This is a genomic window from Chryseobacterium gambrini (genome assembly GCF_027920505.1).
In the GTDB taxonomy this organism is placed as follows: Bacteria; Bacteroidota; Bacteroidia; order Flavobacteriales; family Weeksellaceae; genus Chryseobacterium; species Chryseobacterium gambrini.
Window position 1 is genome coordinate 1,364,748 of the sequence record NZ_CP115857.1, and the last position, 25,949, is coordinate 1,390,696.

Here is a 25,949-nt window from a genome sequence, read left to right on the forward strand (position 1 = left end):
ACAATTTTAGTGTTACGACTCCTCGAATACATGATTGGGTATAAACCATGCTAAGGATATAACAACCAACAGACTAAAGGCAATTTTTGGAAAGCCAATCATTGAAATAACAATAGCAATACTGTTGAGAACAATACTTAGATATGTTTTTTTATGCCCCTTAAACTGTTGGGAAAAAGCAGAATTAGCTCCATGTGTACGGCAAAGCAAGTTTACCAAAATCAGGTAAACCACGATGCTGATAGTAAGCAAACTACCATAGATTGTGACAGTAATTGCCTTGAATGAATTTTCACCCATAGTGGCAGTTGCAAAAGGTACCAGCGACAAAATAAACAAGTTCAGCATATTGATCCATAAAACACTATTACTTACTTTAGTAACGGTGTGGAATAAATGATGATGGCTTGCCCAGTTAAGACCTACAAAAAGAAAACTTACGGCATAGCTTGCAAAGACTGGCCACATATCAATATAGCTTTCAATGGTAGGGTCATGAGGTACTCTCAGCTCTAAAACCATAATAGTGATAATAATGGCATAAATTCCATCTGTTAAAGCTTCTAATCTGTTCTTTTGCATAACATACTTAAGGTTTACTAATTCCTAAATTTTCTTTGATATGTAAAGTAGGATTTTGGACAAGCGTACCAATAAAAGCAGCAATACTTTTTCTTGAAATAGCCGAACCCGTTTCTGGTTGTCCTTTGCGAGTAATCGAATAACTGACTTCATTGGTACTGGTAAACCAATCTGGTCGAAGAATAGTATAATCCAAATCCGATGCCTCTACAATGTCTGCCAGTTTCCTGTAAGGTATTAAAACAGACTTCAATGGTGTGTCATAAATGCCTATTGAACTAATGGCAATTATTCTTTTTACATCCGTTTCAGCCATAGCTTTAATCACATTTTCAGCCATAGCTTCCAAGTTTCCCGCAAGATTTACATACACAATATCCTGACCTGCAACTGCATTTTTCACATCGTTGTAATTCATTGCATCACCTTGCATTACTTTTACATTATTTCTTTGAGACAAGCTAATGGTATTTCTTGCAAACAATGTTAATTGCACATCTGCTTGTTTCTTTAATTCTTCTGTTACTACAGTGCCAAGGCTTCCTGTAGCACCTATAATTAGTACTTTTTTCATTGTAAATTATTATGTTGTGAAATAAACAAAATTATCAATCAGCATTAATGGACAGCACTCGCTGTTAATGCTATCATTTTCCACTGTTTTTCATTATCTTCTCTTACAAAAACTTCGATATATGAAAGGCGTGTTATTTTTTGATTTCCTGAAATGGTTATATCAAAATCTCCTATACCCATTACTATAGCAGTATTGCCCGAAATCACGGCACGGTCTTCTAAAACATTCATCGAATTATGTTTAAAATTCCCACCTTTTAATCTTTCTATATAGCCTTTTTTTGATTAAGACTGCCATCTATCTGAATTTGGATTCCATTACTATACCTGCTCCATAAAATTGCCATAATGCATCGAATTGTCGCATATCCATAACAATAACCCCACAATAGCTGAGCTGCTTACTGAACAATCATCTTGCAGTGTATCTGTCCATCATTTTTCCGGCAATATAAAGCATTAAGAATGAAATGGCATAAAACGAAAGTCATGTGTAAATCAAATAGCCTGTTGACACACCTAGATCAACGCTTACAGGAGTGTAGAAAATCTCTACACAACATATTACCATACCAATATTAACATCCATGATAAGGCAACAAAAAAATAACAATTATGTACCATGATGAATTTTGAAGTAACCATTAGTTATTTATTTCGGGCTGAAGGGGACCATAATAATAAGATGCTGTTGCACCGCCATCAATCAGAAAGTCGGAACCTGTGATAAAGGCACCTTTTTCAGACATTAATAATTCGGCTACATTTGCTATTTCGTCTGACATTCCTGGACGATAAGCAGGGCATTTGGCAAACATATTTTTGTAGAAATCGCCACGAGGTCCATTTATTTCATCTAATGCTAATGGCGTTATAACAATTCCCGGAGAAATAGCATTAATCCTTGCTCCACGTTCGCCCCATTTCACTGCTTCTGCCATTACCCGTTTTCCATTGCAGCGTTTTGCCATCTGGTAAGCGTGTAGTGTATCTTTTATATTGGCAGGTTGCAGCATTTCCAGTTTCAACAAATCTTCTGTTGGCGTGGTAGCTAATAATCTGTCTTCCTCAGCAGTTAATGCCGGCATTCTATATCCCGATTGACTAGATATGGTTACACCAGAGCCGCCAGATTTAATTACTCTGCCAAATTCTTCCAGCAAAACAGCCGTGCCGTACAAATCTACTTCTAAAATATGTTCTTTGGTAGATTGACTTGGCGACAGCCCTGCGGCATTGACAAACATAGATATCTCACCCTCTTTTTGTGCGGCTGTGATCAATTCCAATACAGAATTTCTATCCGAAATATCGGTTTTAAAAGGAATAGCATCAAAGCCAGCTTCAACAAGTATTTTAGTTATCGCTTGTGCATTTTCTAATTTCCAGTCTGCAACAAAGATTCTGTTGCCATAAGCTATTCTTCTTACGATAGCCATTCCCAATTGCCCAGCTCCAGTTAGTACGATTATATCTTTCTTAGAACTCATTTTGTCTGATTTAATTTTATTCTACAAAATTCAGTAATCCAAAGTCAGTGCTTTTTATACAACTTACGGATTTACTTACCCGTTTTTCTTTTTTTCAGGAGTTTCTACAGCTTACATTTGCAACAAACCGTCACGAAGTCTGTTTCCGTATACATTCATATTACTTAATTCCTTATTGAAATCATTCAATTAAATTTTCTTCTGTCAAAGTTAATAGGATTCATAGCATTAATTTTTAAGAGCTTTTACATTAATTTTAATTGTTGTCCGACTAAAAATTGGTTTAAAATAAACTAAAACCTTTATCCATAAAGACTTTCAAGCCAAATTCAAAATAAAGCAATTGCTTGCAATCTAAAATCGGCTGTAATCCAATGTTTTAAAGAGTTTGATCCAATTACTTATAGCTTTAGTCGAACAACAATGGTTACTAATATTATAATGAAATTTTACCTAACTTCATCGCTGCAATTACACCACCGTCCATTAGGAAATCACTACCTGTAGTAAAACCAGCATCTTGGTTTAAAAGATAATGAGCCAATGTAGCTACTTCATCTACAGTGCCTACTCGTTTTGCAGCTGAAGCACTAATCATAGCACGGTAACCGTCACCAATTGGAGATTCAAGCTCATGTTTTGCCAATGCTGTCAAGATAATACCTGGGCTAATGGAGTTTACCCTTGCACCTCTCTCTCCCCATTTTAAGCTTTCAGCCTGAACCCGAAGTTGATTAGCTCTTTTAGAAATGCAATAAGCATAAGTAGTGTTAGCGATATTTTCAGGTTGTAATACTGGCAATTTGGTTAATTCGCTAGCGGGAGTAGTAGATAACGCAGTATCTATCTCTGCACCAAATGCAGGGATCATATAACCAGCCATACTAGAAATATGGATACCAGCACCGCCTTCAGCAATTACTTTCCCAAATTCTTCTAAAATATATACTGTACCTACTAAATCTACTTCCAAGATTTTTTCTGTAGATGCCATGTTGGGCGAAAGACCTGCTGTATTAACCACCTGCAAAACATTACCCAACGAGGTAGCTTTTGACACTAATGCTTCTACTGACTCTAGCGAAGAAACATCTACTAACTGTTTTTCTACTACATAACCAGTATCTATCAACTCTTGTGCAGCCTTTGTAAGGTTTTGCTCATTGATGTCTGATAATAATACAATTTTACCAGCTCCTTCTCTTTTGGCTATCGCCATTCCTATTCCCCCTACACCGATAACGACTAAAACGTTTGATTTCATAATTTTTTGTTTATTTTAAATTAAGTTTATATTAAAAAGTTGAAGCAACAGATTTAAGAATAATCCAAACTCCATTGCGTTTTTCTAATTTCATTTTTTGTTGTAACCGCCAAGTATTTCTGGTTCCCCAGATTCTTGCATCTACTAAATTCTGAATAACTACATCTGCAGCATTGCCATTTACTTTCACAGTATGATTCACTTCTTTGGATGAATAATATTTCATACTTTCTCTTGATACCTCTACAAACCATTCCTCTTTTGGCTGTACATAGCCCGTCATATGGGTGAGTGTATAATGTTCGTCCAAAATATTGTTCATAGCAACTGTATCCCTTGCAATCATTAATTCGCCCAGCATTCTTACTGTAGCCAGTACTTCGGCTTCATCGTTTATTGTAAACTGTTCCATTTTTGTATTCAATTTATTTTGAGCACAGGCAATAGCTGTAGATAGAGATAGAAGAAAAAAAATTATCTTTTTCATTTTTTACTTTTTTGGCAATGGTGATTTTCCGTTTGTGCCTTTAGAACTTGAACCTATGTTTACACCAATATCGTGAACCGCTGCGATAGTTTCAGGGGCACGATTTCCGAAAACTGTTTCCTTTAAAAATGCGTTTTCCAATTGCATAATTTCCGATTCTGATAATACCACGTTAACAGCAGCCAAATTTTCATCTAAATGATTGGGATTTGTTGTTCCGGGAACAGGCACAATAAATGGTTTCTTTGCTAAAAGCCATGCTAAGTCTATTTGTGCAGGAGTAGCATCTTTTTCGTGTGCCATTTTTTGTAGAATATTTACGATTGGACGGTTCTTCATCATATTTTCATCTGTAAAACGAGGAAAGCTTGCCGTTACTCGTAAATCATCTTTTCTAAAAGGAAAGCCCTGTGCAATTTGACCGCTTAGATACCCCATACCTAAAGGGCTCCAAGGAACAAAGCCAATTCCTAGTTCTTCACAAACAGGCAATACCTCGTGTTCAGGGTCTCTTGTCCAAAAAGAATATTCGTTTTGAACAGCCGTAACGGGAAATTCTTTGTGTGCCCTGCGAATTGTTGCTTCTCCAGCTTCTGACAAACCGAAATGTTTTACCTTACCTTCTTTTACTAAATCTGCCACTGCACCTGCAACATCTTCAATAGGAATATTTGGGTCAACACGATGCTGATAAAGCAAATCAATATAGTCTGTCTGCAATCTTTTAAGCATACGCTCAACGCTGGCTTTAATGTACTTGGGCTGGCTATTTAATCCCCTGCGTTCTTTAGTTACAGGATCTACTTCAAAACCAAATTTTGTAGCGATTACAACTTCATTTCTAAATGGCTTAAGAGCTTCGCCAAACATTTCTTCGCTGTAGAAAGGACCATATACTTCGGCTGTATCAAAAAAGCGAACGCCTTTTTCGTAGGCACTTCTTATGATTTTTACTGCCTTTTCTTTTGGTGCTGCTGGTCCATAAGCCCAAGCAATATTCATACACCCAAAACCAAGTTCTGTAACTTCTAAACTACCTAACTTTCTTCTGCTAATAAAATCTGAATTTAAAGAATCTGTATAGTTAGAAGTATTTTTAGATGATGTTTTATTAGGAGATGCAAAAACTGAATTTCCTAACAATAAACCAGCACTTACTAAAGCAGATTTTACTATAAAATCTCTTCTATTATTATTGTTATTTTCCATAATATACTTTACCTTCAATTATTTTCCAACTCTTGCTTGTAAAGCAGCAGGATAACGTTCTCCGATAATTTTGATTTCTTTAAGGGCTTTGTCTATTCTATGTAATTCATCTACAGAAAGGCTGAGATTAATTGCTCCTATGTTTTCTTCTAATCTGTGTATTTTTGTTGTGCCTGGAATGGGAGCTATGAATGGCTTCTGTGCCAATAACCACGCTAATGCAATTTGAGCAGGTGTGGCTTTGTTTTCTGTTGCAATTACTTTTACTAAATCGACCAAAACCTGATTGGCTTTTCGGTTTTCTTCTGTGAAACGTGGCACTATATTGCGAAAATCTGTCTGGTCGAATTTTGTATGTTCATTAATAGCACCTGTTAAAAAGCCTTTTCCTAAAGGGCTAAAAGGAACGAAGCCAATACCCAGTTCTTCTAATAGTGGTAAAATTTCGTTTTCAGGTTCACGCCAAAACATAGAGTACTCACTTTGTAAGGCTGTAACAGGCAATACGGCATTTGCTTTTTTAATACTATCTGCGCCTGCCTCACTCATCCCAAAATATTTTACTTTTCCCTCAACAATCAGATCCTTTACCGTTCCTGCCACATCTTCCATTGGCACATTAGGATCAACCCGATGCTGATACAGTAAATCAATAACATCTGTCTGCAAGTAGTTTAATGAGTTTTCAACTACAGTTCTTATACGTTCGGGTCTGCTATCAACTCCTTTAGTACTATCCCCATCTTTAAAACCAAACTTGGTCGCTATGACAATTTTATCTCTGAATGGCTTTACTGCTTTTCCTACAATTTTTTCATTGCCACCCTGATTATATGCTTCAGCAGTATCAAAAAAAGTGATACCCAAATCATAGGCTTTCCGGATTAATGCAATAGCATCTTTTTCGGTTTGTGGTTGTCCATAACCGAAGGTTAAGCCCATACAGCCAAGCCCCAGTTCAGAAACTTCGAGACCTTGTTTGCCTAATATCCTTGTTTTCATTTTATAAATTTTAGGTAATATTTCATATTAATTGCTCCTTTTTAAAGATGCTTTCACGTTCGAATATTTTTAGTCTAAAGGTGGCAGTCGCACCCCGAAATTTTTTATTTCGGCTAATTTTTTATTAAATTCTTTAAATTCTAAAGTTGTAAATTTTATTTTCACTGTTAATCAGAACTATATTTGAGACTCTGAATTTCAGATTACAAATTTCAGAAGTTAATAAGTGTATGATTGTATATAGATTACTGAATTAATTACCCGAATTACTGATTATTATTTTTTAATAGATTATAAAGAAATAAATGAAGTATAATTTTATTGGTACAAATAAAAAATATAATCCATCTCCACCTATCAATACAATCCTCTGGTAACGATATCTATTTCTGAAATAAATTACATATCAGCAAATTAGACATAAAAGTAAATTGTGACTTCATTGTAGGATAAAACAATTTTTGTATACACATTACTGAATTGTTTACCATTATTACAGATTCAAAGTTTGTTTATAGCAACAGTCTTATCAGATTATGTAATTTTGTAATTACAAATAATAAAGTGATGGATAATATCGTATACTTCAACACTGTAAGTGATTATAATAACAGCTGTAACCAGCCTACTTTACACCCATTGGTAAGTATTCTGGATTTATCTAAATGCCCACCAAGAGAATGGGAAGCCGGAACAAAAGTAAAAATGAATTTTGGTATTTATGCTATTTTTTTGAAGGATGTGGTTTGTGGCGACATTAAGTATGGCAGAAATTATTATGACTATCAGGAGGGTACTTTGGTTTTTGTTGGTCCGGGACAAGTCTGGGATATAGAATATGAAATCTCAAACTATCAGCCACAGGGACACGTTCTGATTTTCCATCCAGATTTGATACGCGGAACTTCATTAGGTAAATCAATCGACGATTATCAGTTTTTTGCTTATAAAACCAATGAAGCCCTACACCTTTCAGAGAAAGAACGAAAAATTATTCTGGAGCTTTTTGAAAAAATTGAGTTTGAATTACAGCAATCTATAGATAAACACAGCAAAAAACTAATTGCTTCAAACATTGAGTTACTCCTTAATTATTGTGATCGGTTTTATGACCGCCAGTTTATTACTAGGGAAAATGTGAATCAAGGTATTTTGGAAAAATTTGAAAGCCTCATAAAAGGTTATTTTAATTCTGAAAAGCCTCAGGAACTAGGGTTGCCTTCTGTAGCGTATTGCGCAGATAAACTCCATTTATCTCCTAATTATTTTGGTGATCTGGTAAAAAAGGAATTAGGTGTTTCTCCACAAGAATATATTCAGAATAAAGTAATTGATATTGCAAAAGACAGGATTTTCGATGTCAACAAATCTATAAGCCAGATCGCTTATGAAATCGGTTTCAAATACCCTCAACATTTTACAAGGCTGTTTAAGCAGAAAACAGGTATGTCACCTGTAGAATATCGTAGTTTTAACTAGCAAAAAAAATTCACAAAATGATTGAAAATTTTTCTTTTTATCTAAGTTGGTTGTTATTTTATTGACTATGATTGTAAAGTAAATTAGTCAAAACTTAACATGGTAGTTATTTTAAACTCTGGCTATCATGTTAAGTCATAGCTATTAAATATGTTATACATAACAGCTTTTTTTATTTTTTCCAACCAGATGCTTTTCTATTCTAAAATATCCGCAGTTATTTTAGTATTCACATCTAAGACGAATAAAAGAATCTGTCAGAGTAAATCTTTCCTGTTATGTAATTTACGGCATAGTGTCTTCTCTTGCCTCATAACCATCTTTGAACCGTTGAAACTTCTCTGCTTCTTTTGGATATTTTTTCATCCATTTTTGCATGACACTTGTATTGTTATTTAAGATCTTAATTTCATTTTCATCATAAATATTTTGTCCTTTATCAGCTATTTCTTTCATTATTTCCTCCCGAATCTCGCTTTTAGATTTAATACTTTCCCTGTAAAAATTATTAGCAAAATTAACAGTGACAATCATCATTAAAACTGCAAAAATTAAAATTACAATCCCTGCCCAAGCAAATCTTTTCATAATTTTTATTTTCTCTTGAAAACCTTCATAATAATCAATCGTTTCTTGCGATGGAACTGTTTCTATTTTAACAGGTATACTGTTAAGAAATTCCTTTCTTTTGATATTTTCTAATTTAAAAGAGGTTAAGATTTCATCAGATATCAAATTGCTATCTTTCAATCCGAATTGCACTTCATTCAACGATGTCTTAAGATCGTCAATTTCAAATCTTAGTTTAACATTATGTTCTATATTGTCTAAATTTGATTTGATTACCTTTTCTAACAGTTCCATTCCGTTACTGTGTGAGCCTTTATTCTCATTTTCCATATTTTGTTAATTACCGTTTTGATTTTCGCTTCTTTTTCCAAAATTCTTCATCGGCACGAGAAACATAAGTCGGGTTAAGAAGATCATCTAATAATTTATTTGCAATTTCTATCATGCTTTCATTTGCTGTTAAATTCAAATGATTACCTGCATCATAAATTGTATTGCTTTGATTTATTGATCTTACCCAATCAGCAAGATTAGAATCTATTGCAGAAAAAGAAAACCCTATATTTTTCCTGAAAAAAAATCCGTTTTTTTGTTGATTATTATCAATTTTATTTATCCATAAATCCTGAATTTCATTTCTTTGACCTAGCTTTAAATTCTCCTTTGTATTGAATTTTCACTGTGTACCCTGCTTTTTGAAGATTTTCCCGAAAACAGTTTAGATTACCAGCATATTTTTGTGCCTCTTTAACAGCTTGTTTCAATTCAAATATATTTTTTATCTCAGAAATTTTTAGCTGACCTGATATTTCGGATAATTTATAGCCAGCTTTGTATTGACGAAGGGTTTCATGGTTTATATCCTTTGTCATCATAATGCGCATTCCCGAAATTCCATCCTTTGCATTTGAAGATAATTGAACTTCAAAACCTTTTTGTTTCATTTTAGAAATGATATCGGCAAAATTATCTTCTGACCTAATAGCCTCAATCAAATTTTCCAGCATATGAGCTTTTTTCTGCATCCCAATCTCTATATCGGTTAATAAACCTTTTTCATTACAAACTTCTCTTACAGCTTCTCCAAATCTTTTTCCAATATTATGAGATTTTACAGTACACTTTCCCGAAATATCAATTCTGTTGACGACAAAATGAATATGCTTATGTTTTGTACTGTTATGTATATCCAGCCGATATTGATTTTTTCCTGTTACGCCTACTTTTGTAAGCGCTTCTATTACAATTTTTCTGAGTTCTTCATCACTTAATTTTCTTCCAATTTCGTCTGGTTGAGAAATATAATATCAGTGCCCATTTCTTTACCTTAGAATTTCGCTCAGCCACTGTCTTCATTTCGTGAAATTGTCCTTCTGCTGTTTCACTCAAAAGACAATTCGAAGCCACCATCTCTGCTGTTCCTTTATCATTACCATTATATTCCAAAGCAATTTTTGTGATTGCTCTCGTAGTCGCAGAATTATTCATCAGTATTTCTTTGTTTCACTTTTGAGTACAAGTATTGCTGGATTAGATCAATTGTAGTTTCGATGTTTAAAAGAATTTCTTTTTTATTCTCAAAAACATTCCATTCCCGATTTCGTAAAAGATTAGTTATTTTTTTGAAATAATTTCCGTATTGTAATAAAATTTCATCAGCTTGAAATTCATTGATCTTAAGTTCTTTTTCTAAATAAACCATTCTTGCGTAGGTTGATAACTTAAGCTTATATTTAATTGCCTTTTTCAGATTATCCTCATATTCAGATTCTGTCACCCGAAATGAAATAACTTTATTGAGATGGAATGATTCTTTTTTCTTCAAACCTCCTTTTCTGCCCAATTCCTGAAAGTGTTTCTTTCTTGCTTCTCGAGCAATTCTTGCCTCATTTTCCTTGGTAATGTTAATTATAAACTCTTCTAAAAAGTCTTTTTCCATTGTGCTAATTTTGTTTTGATTAGTAACCATTTATGACGATAGGAAGAAATCAAAAATTCCAATTTTACAATCAGCGGCAACGCTTATTGTAAACTTTGGGTACTTTTTGCACTAATTACCCACCGTATTTTACCTGTATTATTTTCCATTCATCTTATTATCTTATCATGTATCTAGCGTGTTTTTCATTGGATGGATTTTTGTGAATCAGCCAGTCATTCAGATCTTTAAAATATGAGTACAGAACCCGGCAGTCTTCTGCGTTTTGGTTCTCATTTTTAATTATTTCAACGGCTCTGTTTCCGGCTTTATCATTGTCAAAATACAGCTCAATATTTTCATAGTTTCCGAATGAATTTTTAATCCTAGAAATCATTGCTACCGAATTCAAAATTCAAAATGATATAGTCGGATGGTCTTTTTTCTAAATAGCTTTCTACATTTTTAAAGGAAAGAAAGTCGAAAAAACCTTCGAAAACCCAAATTGAATCTGAACCGTTTTCTATGCTACTGATGTCTTTTTTACCCAGACAGATTTTTGAATATTTATTGCGAATTTCGTAACCGTTTGAATTGTTTTTGAAACCAATTCCGAAAAATCTTTTATTGTTCATTCGATAATGAATCTCTTGTAAAAATTCGGTTTGATTTCCAACTTTTCTACTTTTTAAATAATCTAAAAGCGCCGGATGTTGGATTCCTTTTACTTCAATTATATCATAGTTTTTAACTAGATCTTCTAATTTTGGTTTAGAAAAACTTTGCTTTTGAAAAGAAGAAAAATTGTTATTTTTTGCCCAAACTAAAACTTCACTTACTGAAGTATTTAGATATCTTATCATAAAATCTATATTGTTACCTCCAACACCTTCAAAGTGAAGATATCAGACATTGTTCCTTTTATTTAATTTAAAAGATGCTTGAGATTCATTGGCAAAAGGACTGAGATACCAAGCTTCTTTTTTATTTTGTCTCGTTGGGAGATATCCGAGATAAAGTAGAATCTCTTCCAACAATATGCTGTTGAATTGTTTACAGTTCATTTTTGTTATATTTTAGATTTTCTTTTAAATTTCACCTACCTTATTACCTAAGTCTCTGCAGCTTGTCTTTATCTGGATTTAACCATCTTACTTTTTATTACCTACTTACCTAAAAAAATAAAATAGTAAAGGTAATTAGGTAAGCTCCCGTTTATTCAGTTACCATATTGTAAACTACGCGCTAACATTGATTTACAAAGTTTCAGGTAAGTGGTAAGTGATTTTAATATTCGTGAATTTTTATTCTTCAATTTTTCTTCGAATCAAATAGCCATATACCTGTCTTTTCGGATGTTTTATTCTTTCATAATTCATGGCAGTGAGGGCTTTACCAATTTTTATTATATTAAGCCGTACACCGAGTGCATTATTCATAGCTAACATAATATCTGAAGGTGTCATAAATTCATTCTGCAGTTTGGATTTTTCAAAATGTGAAAGAATAATTTCCTGTTCAAGCGATATCTGCTTGAACTTTTCATTTCTTTTTTCATTTTCCTGTATATCTTCAGCTGTAAGTTCCGGATTGTAATTTTTTCTTTCAAATGCATTGTAATATGCTTGCGACCATACCTTTTCAATATTGATATCTTTGGAATAATTGAAATCAATGTTTAGAACTTCAAACACTTGCCACCTTACACTTCCTGTTTCATCGGTTAAAAAATCAAAGCGGTTAGTGGAACCACAAAATGAAGCGGTTCGTTGCATAAGTGTCGATTTACGATCATAAGGCAATCTTGCATTAACAGTATTTTTTGAAATGAATGATTTAAGAATATTAACATCCGTTTTCGACATCACAGAGAGTTCATCAATATTAATTAAAAGATTCTTACACAAGGCAATCAAACCGTCTTTATCAACGCCTATATCTTCTGTGTAATATTTTTCAAGTTGTAAAGGAATAAGAAATCGCAGAAAACTGGTTTTCCCTGTATTTTGTTTTATATTAAACAAAACCAAACACTGTTTGTTGATATAGCCGGGTTTTAATGCGCAAATTACAGTTCTGGTAAGCCATTTTTCAAAATATTTTTGAAAAGACATATTGTCCGTTGTCCTTATATAACTGCATAATTTACCAATATGATCCTGTTGATCCCAATCTTCCAAATTTTCAAAATATTCCCGAATCGGATTATACTGTTGGATCAAATGACTTCTGATAAGAATTTCCAATTTATTAATCGGAATATCAATTCCAGATCTAACGAGTTCTATAAATAATGAGTTTAAATCGAGTGTTGTCCATTTTTTATCAAACAATAACTTAATTTCAAACTCAAGAGAAATTGTATTGAATCTGATTGAATATTTGGAATTTAAATAATTAAGTGTTCTGTCAAACATAGTTTTAGTTTCTGCATCGGTTTGATACAGAATTTTATTATCTTTCATAAAACATTTTAGATTGCGGAAAGAGTTAAAATAATTTTTATATTTGCTCTTTATTTCCAGTAAAACAAACATTTAAACCTAACTATTGCAGTAGTTAGGTTTTATTTTTTACGCAAAGAAAACTCTATTGCTTCTTGTTGGATTTCATCATTTGATTTATGACTGTTTTTTAGCAACCATTCATCAATTTTTATTCTGTCAAAAAAAAGAACTTTCCCGAAAGGTTTTGAAAATGGGATTGAATTAGTATGAACTAATTTATATATATACGATTTCTTGAATCCTGTATAATCAGAAAGTTCTTCTACATTAAGAATTGTTTTAAGTCCAAAAATATGCTTTTCAATTCGATTAAGTTTGTAAATAATAATTTCGTTATTTTCCATTTGTTTCTTTTAATTTCTTTAACGAAACAAAATTCGATATCAGAAATCATATAAACAATATTATCAATAACTTACAGGCTATTTACTATCAAATAAGGCTAAAAACTACAATTTTTATAAATCAATATTCAATTGTGGTATAATTTCCGCTGCTTCTTTAGCTTTAGAATCAACAATTTTTGCATAAATCTGAGTGGTTCTCAACTCTCTATGCCCTAATCTTTTTGAAACAGTGTAAATATCTGCACCATTTTCTAAAAGCAAAACTGCATTAGTATGTCTTGCTGAGTGAAAAGTAATATGTTTTGCTACACCAGCTCGATTACACCAACGAATAATTTCTGTATTGTAAGTCATCCCATATTTCAAACCTTTGAAGACTCTTTCTTGGGGATCTTGTCTTTCGCCCAATAATTCCCTAGCTTGTTTTGAGATATAGAGATACTCTACGCCATCTGTTTTTTCTTGACGAAAATTAACTTTTGAAATATCACCCTCATCCCGAACTTCTTTCCAGATCAAAGTATTGATATCAGACCAACGCAATCCTGACAAACATGAAAAAAGAAAAGCTTTTTTCAGAACAGGGTATTTACATTCCGCTGTACCTAAAGATTGTAATTCATCAAACGTTAAATATTCTCTCTGGCTTTCAGCTTGTTCAAAAGATTTTACTTTTGTAGCGTAATTTATAGGTAAATATCCATCTTCAAATGCTTGCCGGATAGCTGCTTTAAATTTATTAAAATAGGAATATTTTGAATTTTGGGATAATGGTATTTCGCTTTTTGTTAAAGCATCGTTCTCAAAATAATTTTTAACTTTTTTTATAAAATTTTCGTCTATTTCATCAAAGGTAAAATTTGGAGGAACAATCTTTTTAAGATGTTGAAGCGTCGAAAACCAATTGCCGTAATTGTTAGAAGAGTCATGTTTTTGTTTTTCTTCTGTCAATTCTTCAAAATAAACTAAAAAAAGCCTCTTACTTTTAACTTTATCTTTTAGATCGTAACGCCCCTGAAAATATTCTGCTTTACGAATTGAATATATACTTTCGGCTAAAGCCATTGTTTCTTTATTTTCTTTCTTTTCTTTCGCAGAATTAGGTTCTGAATGAAGATACAATTTTAAGTATTCAAAATCTCTAATATGAATTCTTTTACCTTGATTATTTGTGGAAGATCCTTTATAATATTCAATAAAAAGACTAATTTTTCCGTTAGTTAATTTTTTTTGCTTTAAAGTAATTTTCATAGTACGCTTTTAAGATGTACAATTGTACACCTATTCAATACTCTTGTAAAATCGAGGTGTACAAAAGATACACAAATATAAAAATAAACTCTAAAAAAAGAAATCAAAAATCACATAAACATATGAAAATCAACCAAAATAAAACATTAGAAAGCAAAAGAAAAACATTTTATTTCCCGATACAAAACTTCGAAAAAATATTCCCCAGAACCTCATCATTAGTCACCTCGCCCGAAATTTCACCGAGATATTCCAGTGCGTTTCGTAATTCGTAGGCTAAAAGCTCGGTGGAAATTTGGAAAGTAATTGCTTCTTTTACTTTTTGTACGGCTTCTAAAGATTTCTGTAAAGCTTCAAAATGACGCTGATTGGTAATCACAACATTGTTTTCAGAAGCTTTCAACTGCTCTACATAAGAAGACAATTCATTTTTAAGATCCTGAATATTCTGATTTTCAACCGCTGAAATTTTAATAAAGTCAAATTCCTGAGATATTGCATTTCTGAAAATATCTTCTGCTTTTTCATATGTTGCAGGAGAAACCTCATCAATTTTTGTAGCACAGATAATCAGTTTCAGATCATCTCTTTGCAGAGATTTTATCATTTCAATATCTTCGGAAAAATCTTCTGTTGCAGCATCTGCTAAGTAAACCAGAATATTCGCATTTTCTACTTTTTCTTTGGCTTTTTTTACACCAATTGCTTCAATTTCATCCATGGTTTCACGCAATCCTGCTGTATCGATCAGGCGGAAAGCATGACCTTTTATATGAAGAACCTCCTCTATCGTATCCCTCGTTGTTCCGGCGATATTGCTTACAATCGCTCTTTCTTCCTTTAACAAAGCATTGAGCAAAGTCGATTTTCCGGCATTCGGTTTGCCGATGATGGCAACCGCTGTTCCGTTTTTGATGGCATTTCCGTATTGGAAACTCTCAATCAGGGAATTTAATTTTACTTCAATTTTATTTAAAAGTCCAACCAAAGCCGATCGGTCCGCAAATTCCACATCTTCTTCTGCAAAATCAAGCTCCAGTTCAATTAATGAAACAAAATTCAGCAAATCGGTTCTCAGGAAAGAAATTTCGTTCGTAATTCCTCCCTTTAACTGACTGATTGCCACTTTTCTCGATGCTTCGTTTTCAGATGCAATAACATCGGCAATGGCTTCAGCCTGAGAAAGATCAATTCTTCCATTAATAAATGCACGAAGCGTAAATTCGCCGGCTTTTGCCATTCGTGCCCCGTTTTTAATCAAAGTTTCAAGAATACGTTTTCCAATGTGCGGCGACCCGTGAAAAGCAATTTCCACAGAATTTTCCGTCGTAAAACTTTTCGGAGCCAGAAAAATCGAAAGCATTACCTCATCAATTGCCTCTTCTCCATCCATAAAATATCCGTAATGAATGGTGTGGGATTTCTGTTTTGCCAAATTTTTCGCCGGAAAAGACTTTTGCACAACAGCTAAAGCTTCATCACCCGAAACTCTTATAATTCCCAGAGCACCTACTCCATTGGCAGTTGCCAACGCACAAATGGTATCGTTATTCATGCTGCAAATTTACGGTTTTTAACCGCAAACAAAAATATCCTTTATCTATTGTCATGATTTTCGGTTGCTTTTTTCCAAGTTAAAATACAAAGTAATATTTTCAAAAAAGTACCTCATTAAGTTCTAAAACGATATTCAAAATCGTCACTTCAGTTTTTTTGCTAACAGCCTTATTTGTTCAAGCCATATCTTGCGCTGTTTTATATCCGAAGTTTTAATAATTCCGATATAAGTAACTTTTACAGGCTTTACTCCACAAAATTCCAATACAGATTTTCTAAGCTGATTCACGCTCGGTCTGCCAAAGAAAAAACGATAATATAAACGCGGCTGATCTAATGTTGTGATGATGTGAGCCGTTTTTCCTTTCAGAAGTTTGTCCCACCAAACAGAATTTTCTCTGTATTTGAAGGCAAAACCAGGCAGAAAAAGTCTGTCGATAAAACCCTTCGTTATTGCCGGTAAACCTCCCCACCAAACCGGATGAATCCAGACCAGATGATCCGCCCATTGTATTTTTTCCCAGGCTTTCACCAAATCAGGCTCCAGCTCCATTCTTTTCTGATACCCAAACTGTAGATTCGGATTGAAATTTAAATCTGCAATAACGATTTCCTTAACTTCCGCTCCAGACTGCAAAGCTCCGTCCTGATAAGCTTTTGCTATCCCAAAATTGAAAGAATCTTTGTTAGGATGACCATTAATAATCAATATCTTTTTCATTATGTTATTTTTATATGAATGGTTTCATAAGCATTGAGAGATTGAAATAATGAAGAATTCTGATATAAATGATGACTAAAATAAATTTTGTTTTCATAAGAATTTTTCAACAAGTGTTCTACATGCAAAACAGCGGATAAGGCTGTTAATTCAGCCTGCCCTTTCGTACTTTGCAGACTTATTTTCTTAGATCCTTCATGGGTTTTAATAACAATTTCGAAAACCGACTGATCGCCGTTTCCGCTGGAGCCGAAAATCATTTTTCTTTCCTTTAAAGATAAAATATTGTACAGTCTTATTTTTTGAAATGCTCCCAATAACCAAGTGATAAATTTTGAATTATAAGTCATCTTAACACTTACGTTCGGTATTTTTTCAATCTTATTTAAAATGTATAAATCTGGAACATCAAAATTATAAGCCTGTCTTGTTCCGATTCCGAAAGAAAACCTGAATGGTTCGGCATCCAGAAAATGTTTGATAGAAACCGGTTTATTATTTTGATATTTAAAGAAAGGCTTAGCTACATTTTCAGCCATAAAATGAGCCGAACTTTCTCCCGCAAGATCCTTCACAGAATAGTAAACGAAAAGTTTTGCTTCATCAATATCATTAATACTATCAGAAAACTCATTGATTAATCCACTTACAATTCCACCCATCCAGCCGGAGCTGAAGACAATTCTGCTGTTTATTGTGTGCTTTTTAGCAAAATCATAGGCTTTCACAAGATCCGGAGTCGGTTTTGTAATGTCCAGATAATCTATCTTGTTTTCAATGGCAAAACGGAGAACATCATCTTCCTTATCATTCACAGAAAGTATGATAACGTCTATTTTTTTATCAATAATTACTTGAAATGTCTGAGGTTTTGTAACATCAATTATTAAATCATTGTCCGTTTTTCCCTGTTTCCTGCCTCCAATGAAAATAGCAGCCTGCGGATTTCTTGATGCAAAAATTCTTGCGATGGTTTTTCCAACCGTTCCGTTTCCGCCGATGATTAAAATGTTTGACTTCATATATTTTTTTTACAAAACTATAAAGGCAGCACTTCAAGGTGTAGGACAAATGTCTAAAAAGTAATTTCTTTTCTGATTCTGCTTAAATGTCTTTGTGTAATTCCCAAATAAGAAGCCAGATACTGCAACGGAATATTCTGAATATACTCCGGCTGATCGTTTAGTAAAACAGAATATCTCTGTGTCGCGTTATCCCTCTGTAACTGAAAAAAACGTTTTTCCAATTCGAGATACTCCTGTTCGGCGATTGTCTTTAAAAATTTCATCCAATTCGGATGAATCTGAACTAATTCTTCTACTTTATCTTTCTTTAAAATCAACAAATCGGCATCTGAAATAGCCTGCATTGTCTCTACACTTGGTGTACCGGAAATAAATGATGAGTAAGAAGCCATAAGATCATTCGGAAATCTAAAGCAGTAGGTTATATCTTTTCCTTCGTCGGAAATATAATAAGAACGGAAAATGCCGGTTTCTATAAATGCAATCTCTCTGCATTTTTCACCTTCTCTTATAAAAATTTCGTTTTTGTTGAGTTTCCGGACTTCAAAAAGACTTAAAAATTCTTCAATTTCCTGTTCTGAAAATATATTAAAACTGCGAAAGAAATCCTTTACCATTAGAGACTGAATATGATTTTCCGGCAAAAGTAAGCAAAAGATACAGGCTTAAATAAAAAATCATCTCAAGAACTGAGATGATTACCTGCTTTGAATTTACTATATGAAGATATGAATGATGTCTTTTTGCTGGTACAAAGATAGGTTGGGTTTCATTTTATTTTTTCAGGATAAACCCTAAAAACACCTCCGTAAAAATACGGTAATGCAAAAAAACCGTCCTGCAAATACTTACAGGACGGTTTTTTAATCTATTTATTTTCTTTACAAAGGACTTACAAGTTCAAGGAACCAGTCTTTCACTTCTCCTTCTAAATATGGCGCTATTTTCTCCTCACACGTTTTGTGATAAGCATTCAGCCAATTGATTTCTTCCTCAGAAAGAATTTCTTTCACAATGGTATCTTTAAAGAACGGACAGAATGTTAAAGTCTCGAATTCGTAGAAAGTACCGTGAATGGTGGTTGCAGATTCTTTTACGGCGATCAGATTTTCATGACGGATTCCGTATTCTCCTTCAAGATAATACCCCGGTTCGTTTGAGCAAACCATTCCGACCAACAGTTCCTGCGGATTCATATCTTTTCTGATGTTTTGCGGACCTTCGTGAACGTTCATGAAACTTCCTACACCATGTCCGGTTCCATGGTTGTAATCTTTCCCTTCCATCCAAAGCGGAAGTCTTGCGATCGCATCCAGCTGAACACCTCTTGTTCCTTTCGGGAATTTCACCATCGATAAACGGATTAATCCCTGTAAAACCAATGTTGAATTTCTTTTGAATTCTTCAGAAACTGCTCCTAAAGCCAAAGTTCTTGTAATGTCGGTCGTTCCTTCCAAATACTGACCTCCGGAATCTACCAGAATACTTGCATCATTCGTAACGTCTTTGCTTCCTTCGCTTTTTGCAGAATAATGCATGATGGCTCCGTTGTCTTTATAACCAACGATGCTTCCAAAGCTTTCGCCTACGAAATTTTCGCCTTCTGCACGGAAACCTCTCAGTTTTTCACCGATAGAATATTCGTTCATGGCTTCTTTTCCCGCGTTGTGAGTCAGCCAGTAAAGGAATTTCACCATTGCAACGCCATCTCTTACCATTACTTTTCTGAAACCTTCAAGTTCAGTCTCGTTTTTCTGGGCTTTCATCAGATTTCCCGGAACCGGAGCTTTGATGAATTCATTTTCAGATTTCAACGCTTCAAAAATCGACTGGTTGCTGTTTGGTGAAACGAGAACTTTTTCGTTTTTAAATTCTTTCAGGCAGTTGTAGAATTCTTCATAAGGCATCATTTTTACCCATGCTTCGTCCAGTTGTCTTCTGGCTTCTACTTCAAGTTTATCCAGATCTGTGAATAATTTCGCATCGTTTTTAGTGATGACGATATAGCCTAAAAACACAGGATTGCTTTCTACATCGCTTCCTCTTAAATTCAGCGTCCATGCTACATCATCCAAGCTTGAAATGATATGTACCGTTGCCTCAATGTCTTCCATTTTCTGGCGTATTGCCGCGATTTTGTCTACTACGGACTTTCCTGCTCTTTCTACAGGATGTACATATATTGGATTTTTCGAAGGTGTTCCCCTGTCTTTCCAGATTTCTTTCAGTAAAGGAAGGTCTTCAAGGGTAATATTTTTTGCGTTTAATTTCTGCGTTAAAAGTTCCCAGTTGGCGTGAGAAGTTGCCAGAGCATTTACCGCTACTTTTCCGTTCGCAGGAATTTCGGAAATGATCCAGTCGATATAATGAGGCGTTCCCTCCATTCCGTCTTTGAAAAGATTGATTCCTGAACCAGCCAGCTCGATTGGAGCCTGTGTAAAATATCTTCCGTCTGTCCAGAGTCCTGCCTTATCTTTGGTAACTACCACAAAACCTGCAGACCCCAGAAATCCTGATAGCCATGCTCTCTCCTGCCATTCTTCCGGCAGATATTCACTCATGTGAGGATCTGCAGAATATACTATAAATGCATCAACATTATTTTTCTGCATTTCTTCACGAAGCGCAGCTACTTTTTCCTTTGAAGTCATTTTATCTTAATTTTTTAAAGAGGGGAAGTTACGAATTTTTTGAGTTTTGAAGATGAAATTATTGTTGTTTTTAAACCGTTTCTGCATGATTGAACGTTTTTCTGTGCTTTGTTATTCTTGATTTCCTGAAATGGCAAATGTTTGTGGAACGGTAAACATCCTAGCCCGGATTGCAGCATTTGTCTGAGCTCGTTTATAGTTTTTGGATTTGCGGCGGCTTCGCCGCCGCAAATCCAAAAACTATAAACAGCGAGTGCGGAAAGCCGGAAAAAGCTTCTGAAAAATAATCTGTTTTATGATGAGGAAAGATCAGAAATTCTGAATTATATGTAAGAAAACAGCAATATTCAGATACCACAAGAATCAATTGTTGTTAAAATTTAAAATTTTGGATTTCCAGCCGTACACAAAATTTTCTTGCTTATTCAGTTTTTGTTGTGTAATGAAAAAGGAGTTCGTACCTTGTTAAAAAGCAAAATATAACAAAACGAACTCCTATGAGCCAAAGCCCGTACAAAAGTATTCTAAAATTTCTATCTAAGCATCATGAAGTAAAAAAAACGCTCAATTTCAAAAGCGTCTTTTGGTTTTATCGATGATGATTTCCTCATGTATCTTACAAAAATCCAGTCATTTAGAATCATTAACAATGGATTTTTCAGAAGCAACGAACAAGGAAAGCAAGATCAAAAAAGTAAAACGTTTTTTGGATAGTAAATGGAATGGTTATCACGATTATTACCTTCCTTTTATAGAAGTATTTTTGAAAAATCTTATTCCTCAAAAAGAACTGGTTTTCATTATCGATGATACCCAAAGCGCAGGAAACTGTATTACGTTGATGCTTTCCGTCCTTTGGAGAGGCTATGCAATTCCGGTAATTTGGCTGGTTAAAGAAGGGGAAAAAGGACATTTTTCAGAAGAAAAACATATGGAACTGTTAGAGGCGGTTAAAGAAATTATTCCTGAAAACACCCGAAATATTCTTTTGGGAGATGGAGAATTTGATGGCAAAAAATTACGGGAAAAATTAGAGAAAACAGGTTTTGAATATGTGCTGAGAACAAGCAAAGATAAACTGATAAAGAATGAATGCAATGAGATACATCGTTTTGAAAATCAAACCAATGGCTTTGAAAACGGACAGTACTGGTTTGAAAATGCAAGTGAAAATTCTCATGCGGTCTACTGGAAATCAAAACAATATCAAGATCCAATTTACCTTTTAACCAATTTAGATCTTGCAGGTTTGGCGTGTGCATACTATAAAAAACGCTTTAAAACAGAGCTTTTGTTTAAGCAGTTAAAATCAGCAGGATTTAATCTGCAACGTTCAAAGCTTCAGGGAGAAAAACGTTGTACAAACCTGATGATGATTCTTGCCTTTGCCTTTGTACTATGCTTTGGCTTGGGTATTCTTTTAAAAAATAAAAAGAAATTGGTCATCAATAAATTTTACCGGTTTGATAGGATTCAAACTATAAAACCGCTTACTTTGGCACAAAAATGTTTAAACTCATGCGTGGATTTAGCCCTACATTTTTTTCAAATAGCAACACAAAAATTTTATGAAATTTTTGTGTACGGTTAGAAAAATTTTGGAAAGGTTATTGCTTACTTACACCATATGGAAAGTCAGAATTACAAAAATCACAGAAAATTTTATCCGCCGCATCATTTCATTTATCTTCCATTGCTGATGGGATTGGAAATATTTGGCATTTATAAAATCTTTAATGATGAAACCAACCAACTGATCTGGATTTTATTTTCCGCTGTTATTTTTCTTCTTTTCTATCTTGCGATTATGCTGAGACAGCATTATGCGCTGGTTCTTCAGAACCGATTGGTTCGGTTAGAATTTAAACAGAGGTATTACGAACTTTTCCAGCAGAGATCTGATGAGGTTGAAGGTAAGCTGAAATTTGACCAGATTGCAGCGTTAAGATTCGCTTATGATGATGAATTTAAAGAGCTTTTGCATAAAGCATTACATGAAAATATTTCGGGCGACGAAATCAAGAGATCAATAAAAAGATGGCGCGCAGACCATCAAAGAGTATAAAATAATAAACACCAAAAAATAAATTATTATGAAAAAATGGAGCTTATACAGTATGATGATATTTTGTCTGCTGACATTAACAAGCTGCGAAGCAGTAGAAACGATCTTTAAAGCAGGAATGTGGTGGGGAATTATCGTAGTAGTCGCCGTAATAGCTATTATTTTATGGCTGTTTTCAAGGGGTAGGAACTCTTAACCAAATCATCTTATGGAAAATTCAGACTTAGAACTCATCTCACATCTGAAGCCTTCGAAGATCGTAAAAATTATGAAAGATCCGGTAGCATCTGCAAAGGCGGTACATCTTATATATACCACCGATGCAGAAACAGCCGGAATTACACGGAAGAAAACCGGAAAAAAATATTCTTACTACAAAGACGGCGAAAAAATAAGAGACAAAGAAGAAATCACAAGAATTAACAAACTGGTTATTCCTCCGGCTTGGGAAAATGTATGGATCTGCGCTTTGGACAACGGCCATCTTCAGGCAACCGGTTTTGATGTTAAAAAACGAAAGCAATACCGTTATCATCCGCTTTGGAGTGCCCTGAGAAATCACACGAAGTTTTACAGAATGCTTCAGTTCGGGTATGCTTTACCGGATATTCGCCTGCAGGTTGAGAAAGATTTAGCCTTAAGAAATTTCGAAAAAAGAAAGATTCTTGCACTGATCGTAAGTTTAATGCAGAGAACCAACATAAGAATTGGCAATAATGCATATGAAAAACTGTATGGTTCTTTCGGTTTAACGACTTTAAAGGAGAAGCACGTTCAGGTTAAGGGACAGAAAATAACTTTTCATTTTAAAGGAAAAAAAGGCGTGATGCACGATATTGATCTGAAAAGTAAAAGGCTTTCCAGACTGGTGCAGAAGTGCAAAGATATTCCCGGAAGAGAACTTTTCCAGTACATTGATGATGAAGGAAACCGCCATACTGTAGATTCAGGAATGGTGAATGATTATATTAAAGAAATCAGCGGTGAAGATTTTACGGCGAAAGATTTCAGAACATGGTCGGGAACCGTAAGTGCTCTGATTGCTTTTAAGGAAATCGGCTATGCAGAAACCCATACAGAATACAAGAAAAAAGTGAAAGAAGCCCTTGAAATAGTTGCTTCCCATCTTGGAAATACCAGTACGGTATGCAGAAAATATTATGTTCATCCTTTGGTTATTAATCTGTATGAAAACAACACCATCAAAAAATATCTTGATGAGCTTGAACAGATAGAGGAAAACGATGGTAAAGCAGATCTCACACAGGAAGAAAAATTAGTTTTAAAAATTTTAGAGACTGAGAAAATGTAGGGGATCAATGGTGAATGGTGAGTTGTCAATCCGTTATACTTGTCAATTTTCAATTATATTTTAAAATTCACAATTCACTTGCGAAGCAAAATTGACCATTCACACATTCTCTCCGACCCAAATAATTGTTGTAAATTTGTATCATTAGCAAATAAAAATATACAACTAATATGTCTAAAGCAATTTCGCAAGTACCATTTGCAGTAAACGAGCCCGTAAATTCGTATGCACCGGGAACTCCGGAAGTAAAAAGTCTGATCGCCCAGTACAAAAAAATGTGGGCAGAAAAGATCGAAATCCCAATGATCATCAATGGTGAAGAAGTAAAAACAGGAGATAAAGTTCAGCTTCAGTCGCCTCAGGATCATGCGCACGATTTCGGATTTTATCACAGAGGAACCATGCAGCATGTAGATGATGCGATAAACGCTGCGCTGGCTGCGAAAAAAGAATGGAACGAGCTTGGATGGGAACACCGTGCTGCCATTTTCTTAAAAGCGGCTGATCTTTTGGCAGGACCTTACAGAGACGTTATTAATGCAGCAACGATGATCGGACAGTCTAAAAATGTTCATCAGGCTGAAATTGATTCTGCTTGTGAATTCATCGATTTCTTAAGATTCAACGTAGAATTTATGACGGAAATGTATTCTGAACAGCCGGTTTCTGATGCAGGAATCTGGAACAGAGTGGAATACAGACCATTGGAAGGATTCTGTTTTGCAGTAACTCCTTTCAACTTTACAGCGATTTCAGGAAATTTACCGACCTGTATGGCAATGCTTGGAAACGTAGTGGTTTGGAAACCTTCTGACAAGCAGGTTTATTCCGCAAAAGTAATCATGGACGTTCTTACGGAAGCAGGTCTTCCAAAAGGGGTTATCAACATGATCTTCACGGATGGAAAAGAAACGGCTGAGAAAGTTTTGGCGCACAGAGATTTTGCAGGACTTCACTTTACAGGTTCTACGAAAGTTTTCCAGGGAATGTGGAAAATGATCGGAGACAATATTCATAATTACAGAACATATCCAAGAATCGTTGGAGAAACCGGAGGGAAAGATTTCGTAATTGCGCATCCTTCTGCAAACGTAGAAGCGGTGGCAACTGCTTTGGTAAGAGGTGCTTTCGAATATCAGGGACAGAAATGTTCTGCGGCTTCCAGAGCATATATTCCTCAGTCTCTTTGGGCAGATGTGAAAAAAGTAATGGAAACTCAGATCGCTTCCATCAAAATCGGTTCTCCTGAAGATCCGTCTAACTTTGTAAATGCGGTAATTGACAAAAATTCTTTTGAAAAATGTAAAGGATATATTGACAGAGCGAATGCTTCAGATGAAGCAAACGTTGTAATCGGCGGTAAAACAGACGATTCTAAAGGATGGTTTGTACACCCGACTGTTATTGAAACTACAAATCCTCAGTACGAAAGCATGGTTGAGGAAATCTTCGGACCAATCTTGTCTATCTACGTTTATGAAGATGCAAAATGGGCTGAAACTTTACAGTTGGTAGATTCTTCTTCACCTTACTCATTAACAGGATCTGTTTTTGCACAGGATCGTTATGCGGTAAATGAAGCATTCAAAGCGTTGGAAAATGCATCCGGAAACTTCTACATCAATGACAAACCGACAGGAGCCGTTGTTGGTCAGCAGCCTTTCGGTGGTGGTAGAGCTTCAGGAACAAATGACAAAGCAGGTTCTAAAATGAACTTACTGAGATGGACTTCTGTAAGATCCATTAAAGAAACTTTTGTTTCACCTAAAGATTATAAATATCCGTATTTAGGATAATCATTCAGGAACAATAGATAATTGTTGTTCTTATATCAATACAGCCCCGGAATTTCGGTTTCGGGGCTTTTTCTTTTCTTAAATTACTGATTGACAAGAGATTTATTAACACTTTTTAATTTATTTTATTGATAATTTAA

The 25,949-nt window shown here is 34.5% G+C and carries 26 protein-coding genes and 1 pseudogene; 5 read left to right on the forward strand and 22 right to left on the reverse strand.

Annotated elements, in window-relative coordinates:
- Positions 1-12: 12 nt before the first annotated feature.
- The 8 genes from PFY09_RS06010 to PFY09_RS06045 form a co-directional block, all read right to left on the reverse strand.
- Positions 13-582: a TMEM175 family protein gene (locus PFY09_RS06010; RefSeq protein ID WP_271161798.1), complete on the reverse strand. Its 570-nt coding sequence runs from the start codon at positions 580-582 to the stop codon at positions 13-15.
- Positions 583-589: 7 nt separating this feature from the next.
- On the reverse strand, positions 590-1,156 hold the full coding sequence (locus PFY09_RS06015) for an NAD(P)H-binding protein (RefSeq protein WP_271161799.1): 567 nt from the start codon (positions 1,154-1,156) through the stop codon (positions 590-592).
- A gap of 44 nt (positions 1,157-1,200) precedes the next feature.
- Positions 1,201-1,389, reverse strand: a complete 189-nt coding sequence (locus PFY09_RS06020) for a nuclear transport factor 2 family protein (RefSeq protein WP_271161800.1) — start codon at positions 1,387-1,389, stop codon at positions 1,201-1,203.
- Between the two features lie 413 nt (positions 1,390-1,802).
- On the reverse strand, positions 1,803-2,648 hold the full coding sequence (locus PFY09_RS06025) for an SDR family oxidoreductase (RefSeq protein ID WP_271161801.1): 846 nt from the start codon (positions 2,646-2,648) through the stop codon (positions 1,803-1,805).
- Positions 2,649-3,084: 436 nt separating this feature from the next.
- The gene (locus PFY09_RS06030; protein ID WP_271161802.1) at positions 3,085-3,912 is read right to left on the reverse strand and encodes an SDR family oxidoreductase; all 828 of its coding nucleotides are present in this window, start codon (positions 3,910-3,912) and stop codon (positions 3,085-3,087) included.
- Between the two features lie 31 nt (positions 3,913-3,943).
- Positions 3,944-4,399: a nuclear transport factor 2 family protein gene (locus PFY09_RS06035; protein ID WP_271161803.1), complete on the reverse strand. Its 456-nt coding sequence runs from the start codon at positions 4,397-4,399 to the stop codon at positions 3,944-3,946.
- Positions 4,400-4,402: 3 nt separating this feature from the next.
- Positions 4,403-5,608: an aldo/keto reductase gene (locus PFY09_RS06040; protein ID WP_271161804.1), complete on the reverse strand. Its 1,206-nt coding sequence runs from the start codon at positions 5,606-5,608 to the stop codon at positions 4,403-4,405.
- Between the two features lie 18 nt (positions 5,609-5,626).
- Positions 5,627-6,610, reverse strand: coding sequence for an aldo/keto reductase (locus PFY09_RS06045; RefSeq protein ID WP_271161805.1), 984 nt, complete (start codon positions 6,608-6,610; stop codon positions 5,627-5,629).
- Between the two features lie 567 nt (positions 6,611-7,177).
- On the opposite strand from PFY09_RS06045, the gene PFY09_RS06050 reads away from it, so the two are divergent.
- Positions 7,178-8,089 carry a helix-turn-helix domain-containing protein gene (locus PFY09_RS06050; protein WP_271161806.1) on the forward strand — a complete coding sequence of 304 codons (912 nt, stop codon included), beginning with the start codon at positions 7,178-7,180 and terminating at the stop codon, positions 8,087-8,089.
- A 285-nt stretch (positions 8,090-8,374) separates the two neighbouring features.
- Here PFY09_RS06050 and PFY09_RS06055 read toward each other — a convergent pair whose 3' ends face one another.
- From PFY09_RS06055 to PFY09_RS06115, 14 genes and pseudogenes are all read right to left on the reverse strand, one after another.
- Complete coding sequence (locus PFY09_RS06055; RefSeq protein ID WP_271161807.1) at positions 8,375-8,989, reverse strand: hypothetical protein; 615 nt, start codon at positions 8,987-8,989, stop codon at positions 8,375-8,377.
- Between the two features lie 302 nt (positions 8,990-9,291).
- Positions 9,292-9,684: a hypothetical protein gene (locus PFY09_RS20835; RefSeq protein WP_408640183.1), complete on the reverse strand. Its 393-nt coding sequence runs from the start codon at positions 9,682-9,684 to the stop codon at positions 9,292-9,294.
- A gap of 81 nt (positions 9,685-9,765) precedes the next feature.
- Positions 9,766-9,960: pseudogene (locus tag PFY09_RS20840) on the reverse strand (relaxase/mobilization nuclease domain-containing protein); the annotation flags it as partial.
- Between the two features lie 179 nt (positions 9,961-10,139).
- Positions 10,140-10,598, reverse strand: coding sequence for a plasmid mobilization protein (locus PFY09_RS06065; protein ID WP_271161808.1), 459 nt, complete (start codon positions 10,596-10,598; stop codon positions 10,140-10,142).
- A gap of 157 nt (positions 10,599-10,755) precedes the next feature.
- On the reverse strand, positions 10,756-10,974 hold the full coding sequence (locus PFY09_RS06070; protein WP_271161809.1) for a toprim domain-containing protein: 219 nt from the start codon (positions 10,972-10,974) through the stop codon (positions 10,756-10,758).
- The gene (locus PFY09_RS06075) at positions 10,964-11,440 is read right to left on the reverse strand and encodes a hypothetical protein (RefSeq protein WP_271161810.1); all 477 of its coding nucleotides are present in this window, start codon (positions 11,438-11,440) and stop codon (positions 10,964-10,966) included. The genes PFY09_RS06070 and PFY09_RS06075 overlap by 11 nt, the downstream gene beginning before the upstream one ends.
- 441 nt (positions 11,441-11,881) lie before the next feature.
- Positions 11,882-13,042 (reverse strand): VapE domain-containing protein, encoded by a 1,161-nt coding sequence (locus PFY09_RS06080; RefSeq protein WP_271161811.1) that lies wholly within the window; start codon positions 13,040-13,042, stop codon positions 11,882-11,884.
- A 101-nt stretch (positions 13,043-13,143) separates the two neighbouring features.
- Entirely contained in the window at positions 13,144-13,428 is a 285-nt protein-coding gene (locus tag PFY09_RS06085; RefSeq protein WP_185205198.1) for a helix-turn-helix transcriptional regulator, read from the reverse strand.
- Positions 13,429-13,542: 114 nt separating this feature from the next.
- A complete protein-coding gene (locus PFY09_RS06090) occupies positions 13,543-14,682 on the reverse strand; it encodes a site-specific integrase (RefSeq protein ID WP_271161812.1) in 1,140 nt (379 codons plus the stop codon).
- A gap of 169 nt (positions 14,683-14,851) precedes the next feature.
- Positions 14,852-16,237 (reverse strand): tRNA uridine-5-carboxymethylaminomethyl(34) synthesis GTPase MnmE, encoded by a 1,386-nt coding sequence (mnmE, locus tag PFY09_RS06095; RefSeq protein ID WP_271161813.1) that lies wholly within the window; start codon positions 16,235-16,237, stop codon positions 14,852-14,854.
- A gap of 144 nt (positions 16,238-16,381) precedes the next feature.
- Complete coding sequence (locus tag PFY09_RS06100) at positions 16,382-16,960, reverse strand: NAD(P)H-dependent oxidoreductase (RefSeq protein ID WP_271161814.1); 579 nt, start codon at positions 16,958-16,960, stop codon at positions 16,382-16,384.
- Positions 16,960-17,982 (reverse strand): saccharopine dehydrogenase, encoded by a 1,023-nt coding sequence (locus PFY09_RS06105; protein WP_271161815.1) that lies wholly within the window; start codon positions 17,980-17,982, stop codon positions 16,960-16,962. The genes PFY09_RS06100 and PFY09_RS06105 overlap by 1 nt, the downstream gene beginning before the upstream one ends.
- 53 nt (positions 17,983-18,035) lie before the next feature.
- Positions 18,036-18,602 carry a Crp/Fnr family transcriptional regulator gene (locus PFY09_RS06110; protein WP_108408974.1) on the reverse strand — a complete coding sequence of 189 codons (567 nt, stop codon included), beginning with the start codon at positions 18,600-18,602 and terminating at the stop codon, positions 18,036-18,038.
- Between the two features lie 264 nt (positions 18,603-18,866).
- A complete protein-coding gene (locus PFY09_RS06115; RefSeq protein WP_271161816.1) occupies positions 18,867-20,636 on the reverse strand; it encodes an aminopeptidase P family protein in 1,770 nt (589 codons plus the stop codon).
- Between the two features lie 649 nt (positions 20,637-21,285).
- On the opposite strand from PFY09_RS06115, the gene PFY09_RS06120 reads away from it, so the two are divergent.
- From PFY09_RS06120 to pruA, 4 genes are all read left to right on the forward strand, one after another.
- Positions 21,286-22,227 carry a transposase gene (locus PFY09_RS06120; RefSeq protein ID WP_271161706.1) on the forward strand — a complete coding sequence of 314 codons (942 nt, stop codon included), beginning with the start codon at positions 21,286-21,288 and terminating at the stop codon, positions 22,225-22,227.
- Positions 22,228-22,263: 36 nt separating this feature from the next.
- Positions 22,264-22,701: a DUF6526 family protein gene (locus tag PFY09_RS06125; protein ID WP_271161817.1), complete on the forward strand. Its 438-nt coding sequence runs from the start codon at positions 22,264-22,266 to the stop codon at positions 22,699-22,701.
- Between the two features lie 208 nt (positions 22,702-22,909).
- Positions 22,910-24,013 (forward strand): DNA topoisomerase IB, encoded by a 1,104-nt coding sequence (locus PFY09_RS06130; RefSeq protein WP_076394781.1) that lies wholly within the window; start codon positions 22,910-22,912, stop codon positions 24,011-24,013.
- Positions 24,014-24,183: 170 nt separating this feature from the next.
- On the forward strand, positions 24,184-25,809 hold the full coding sequence (pruA, locus tag PFY09_RS06135) for an L-glutamate gamma-semialdehyde dehydrogenase (protein ID WP_108411183.1): 1,626 nt from the start codon (positions 24,184-24,186) through the stop codon (positions 25,807-25,809).
- The last annotated feature ends 140 nt before the right edge of the window (positions 25,810-25,949 follow it).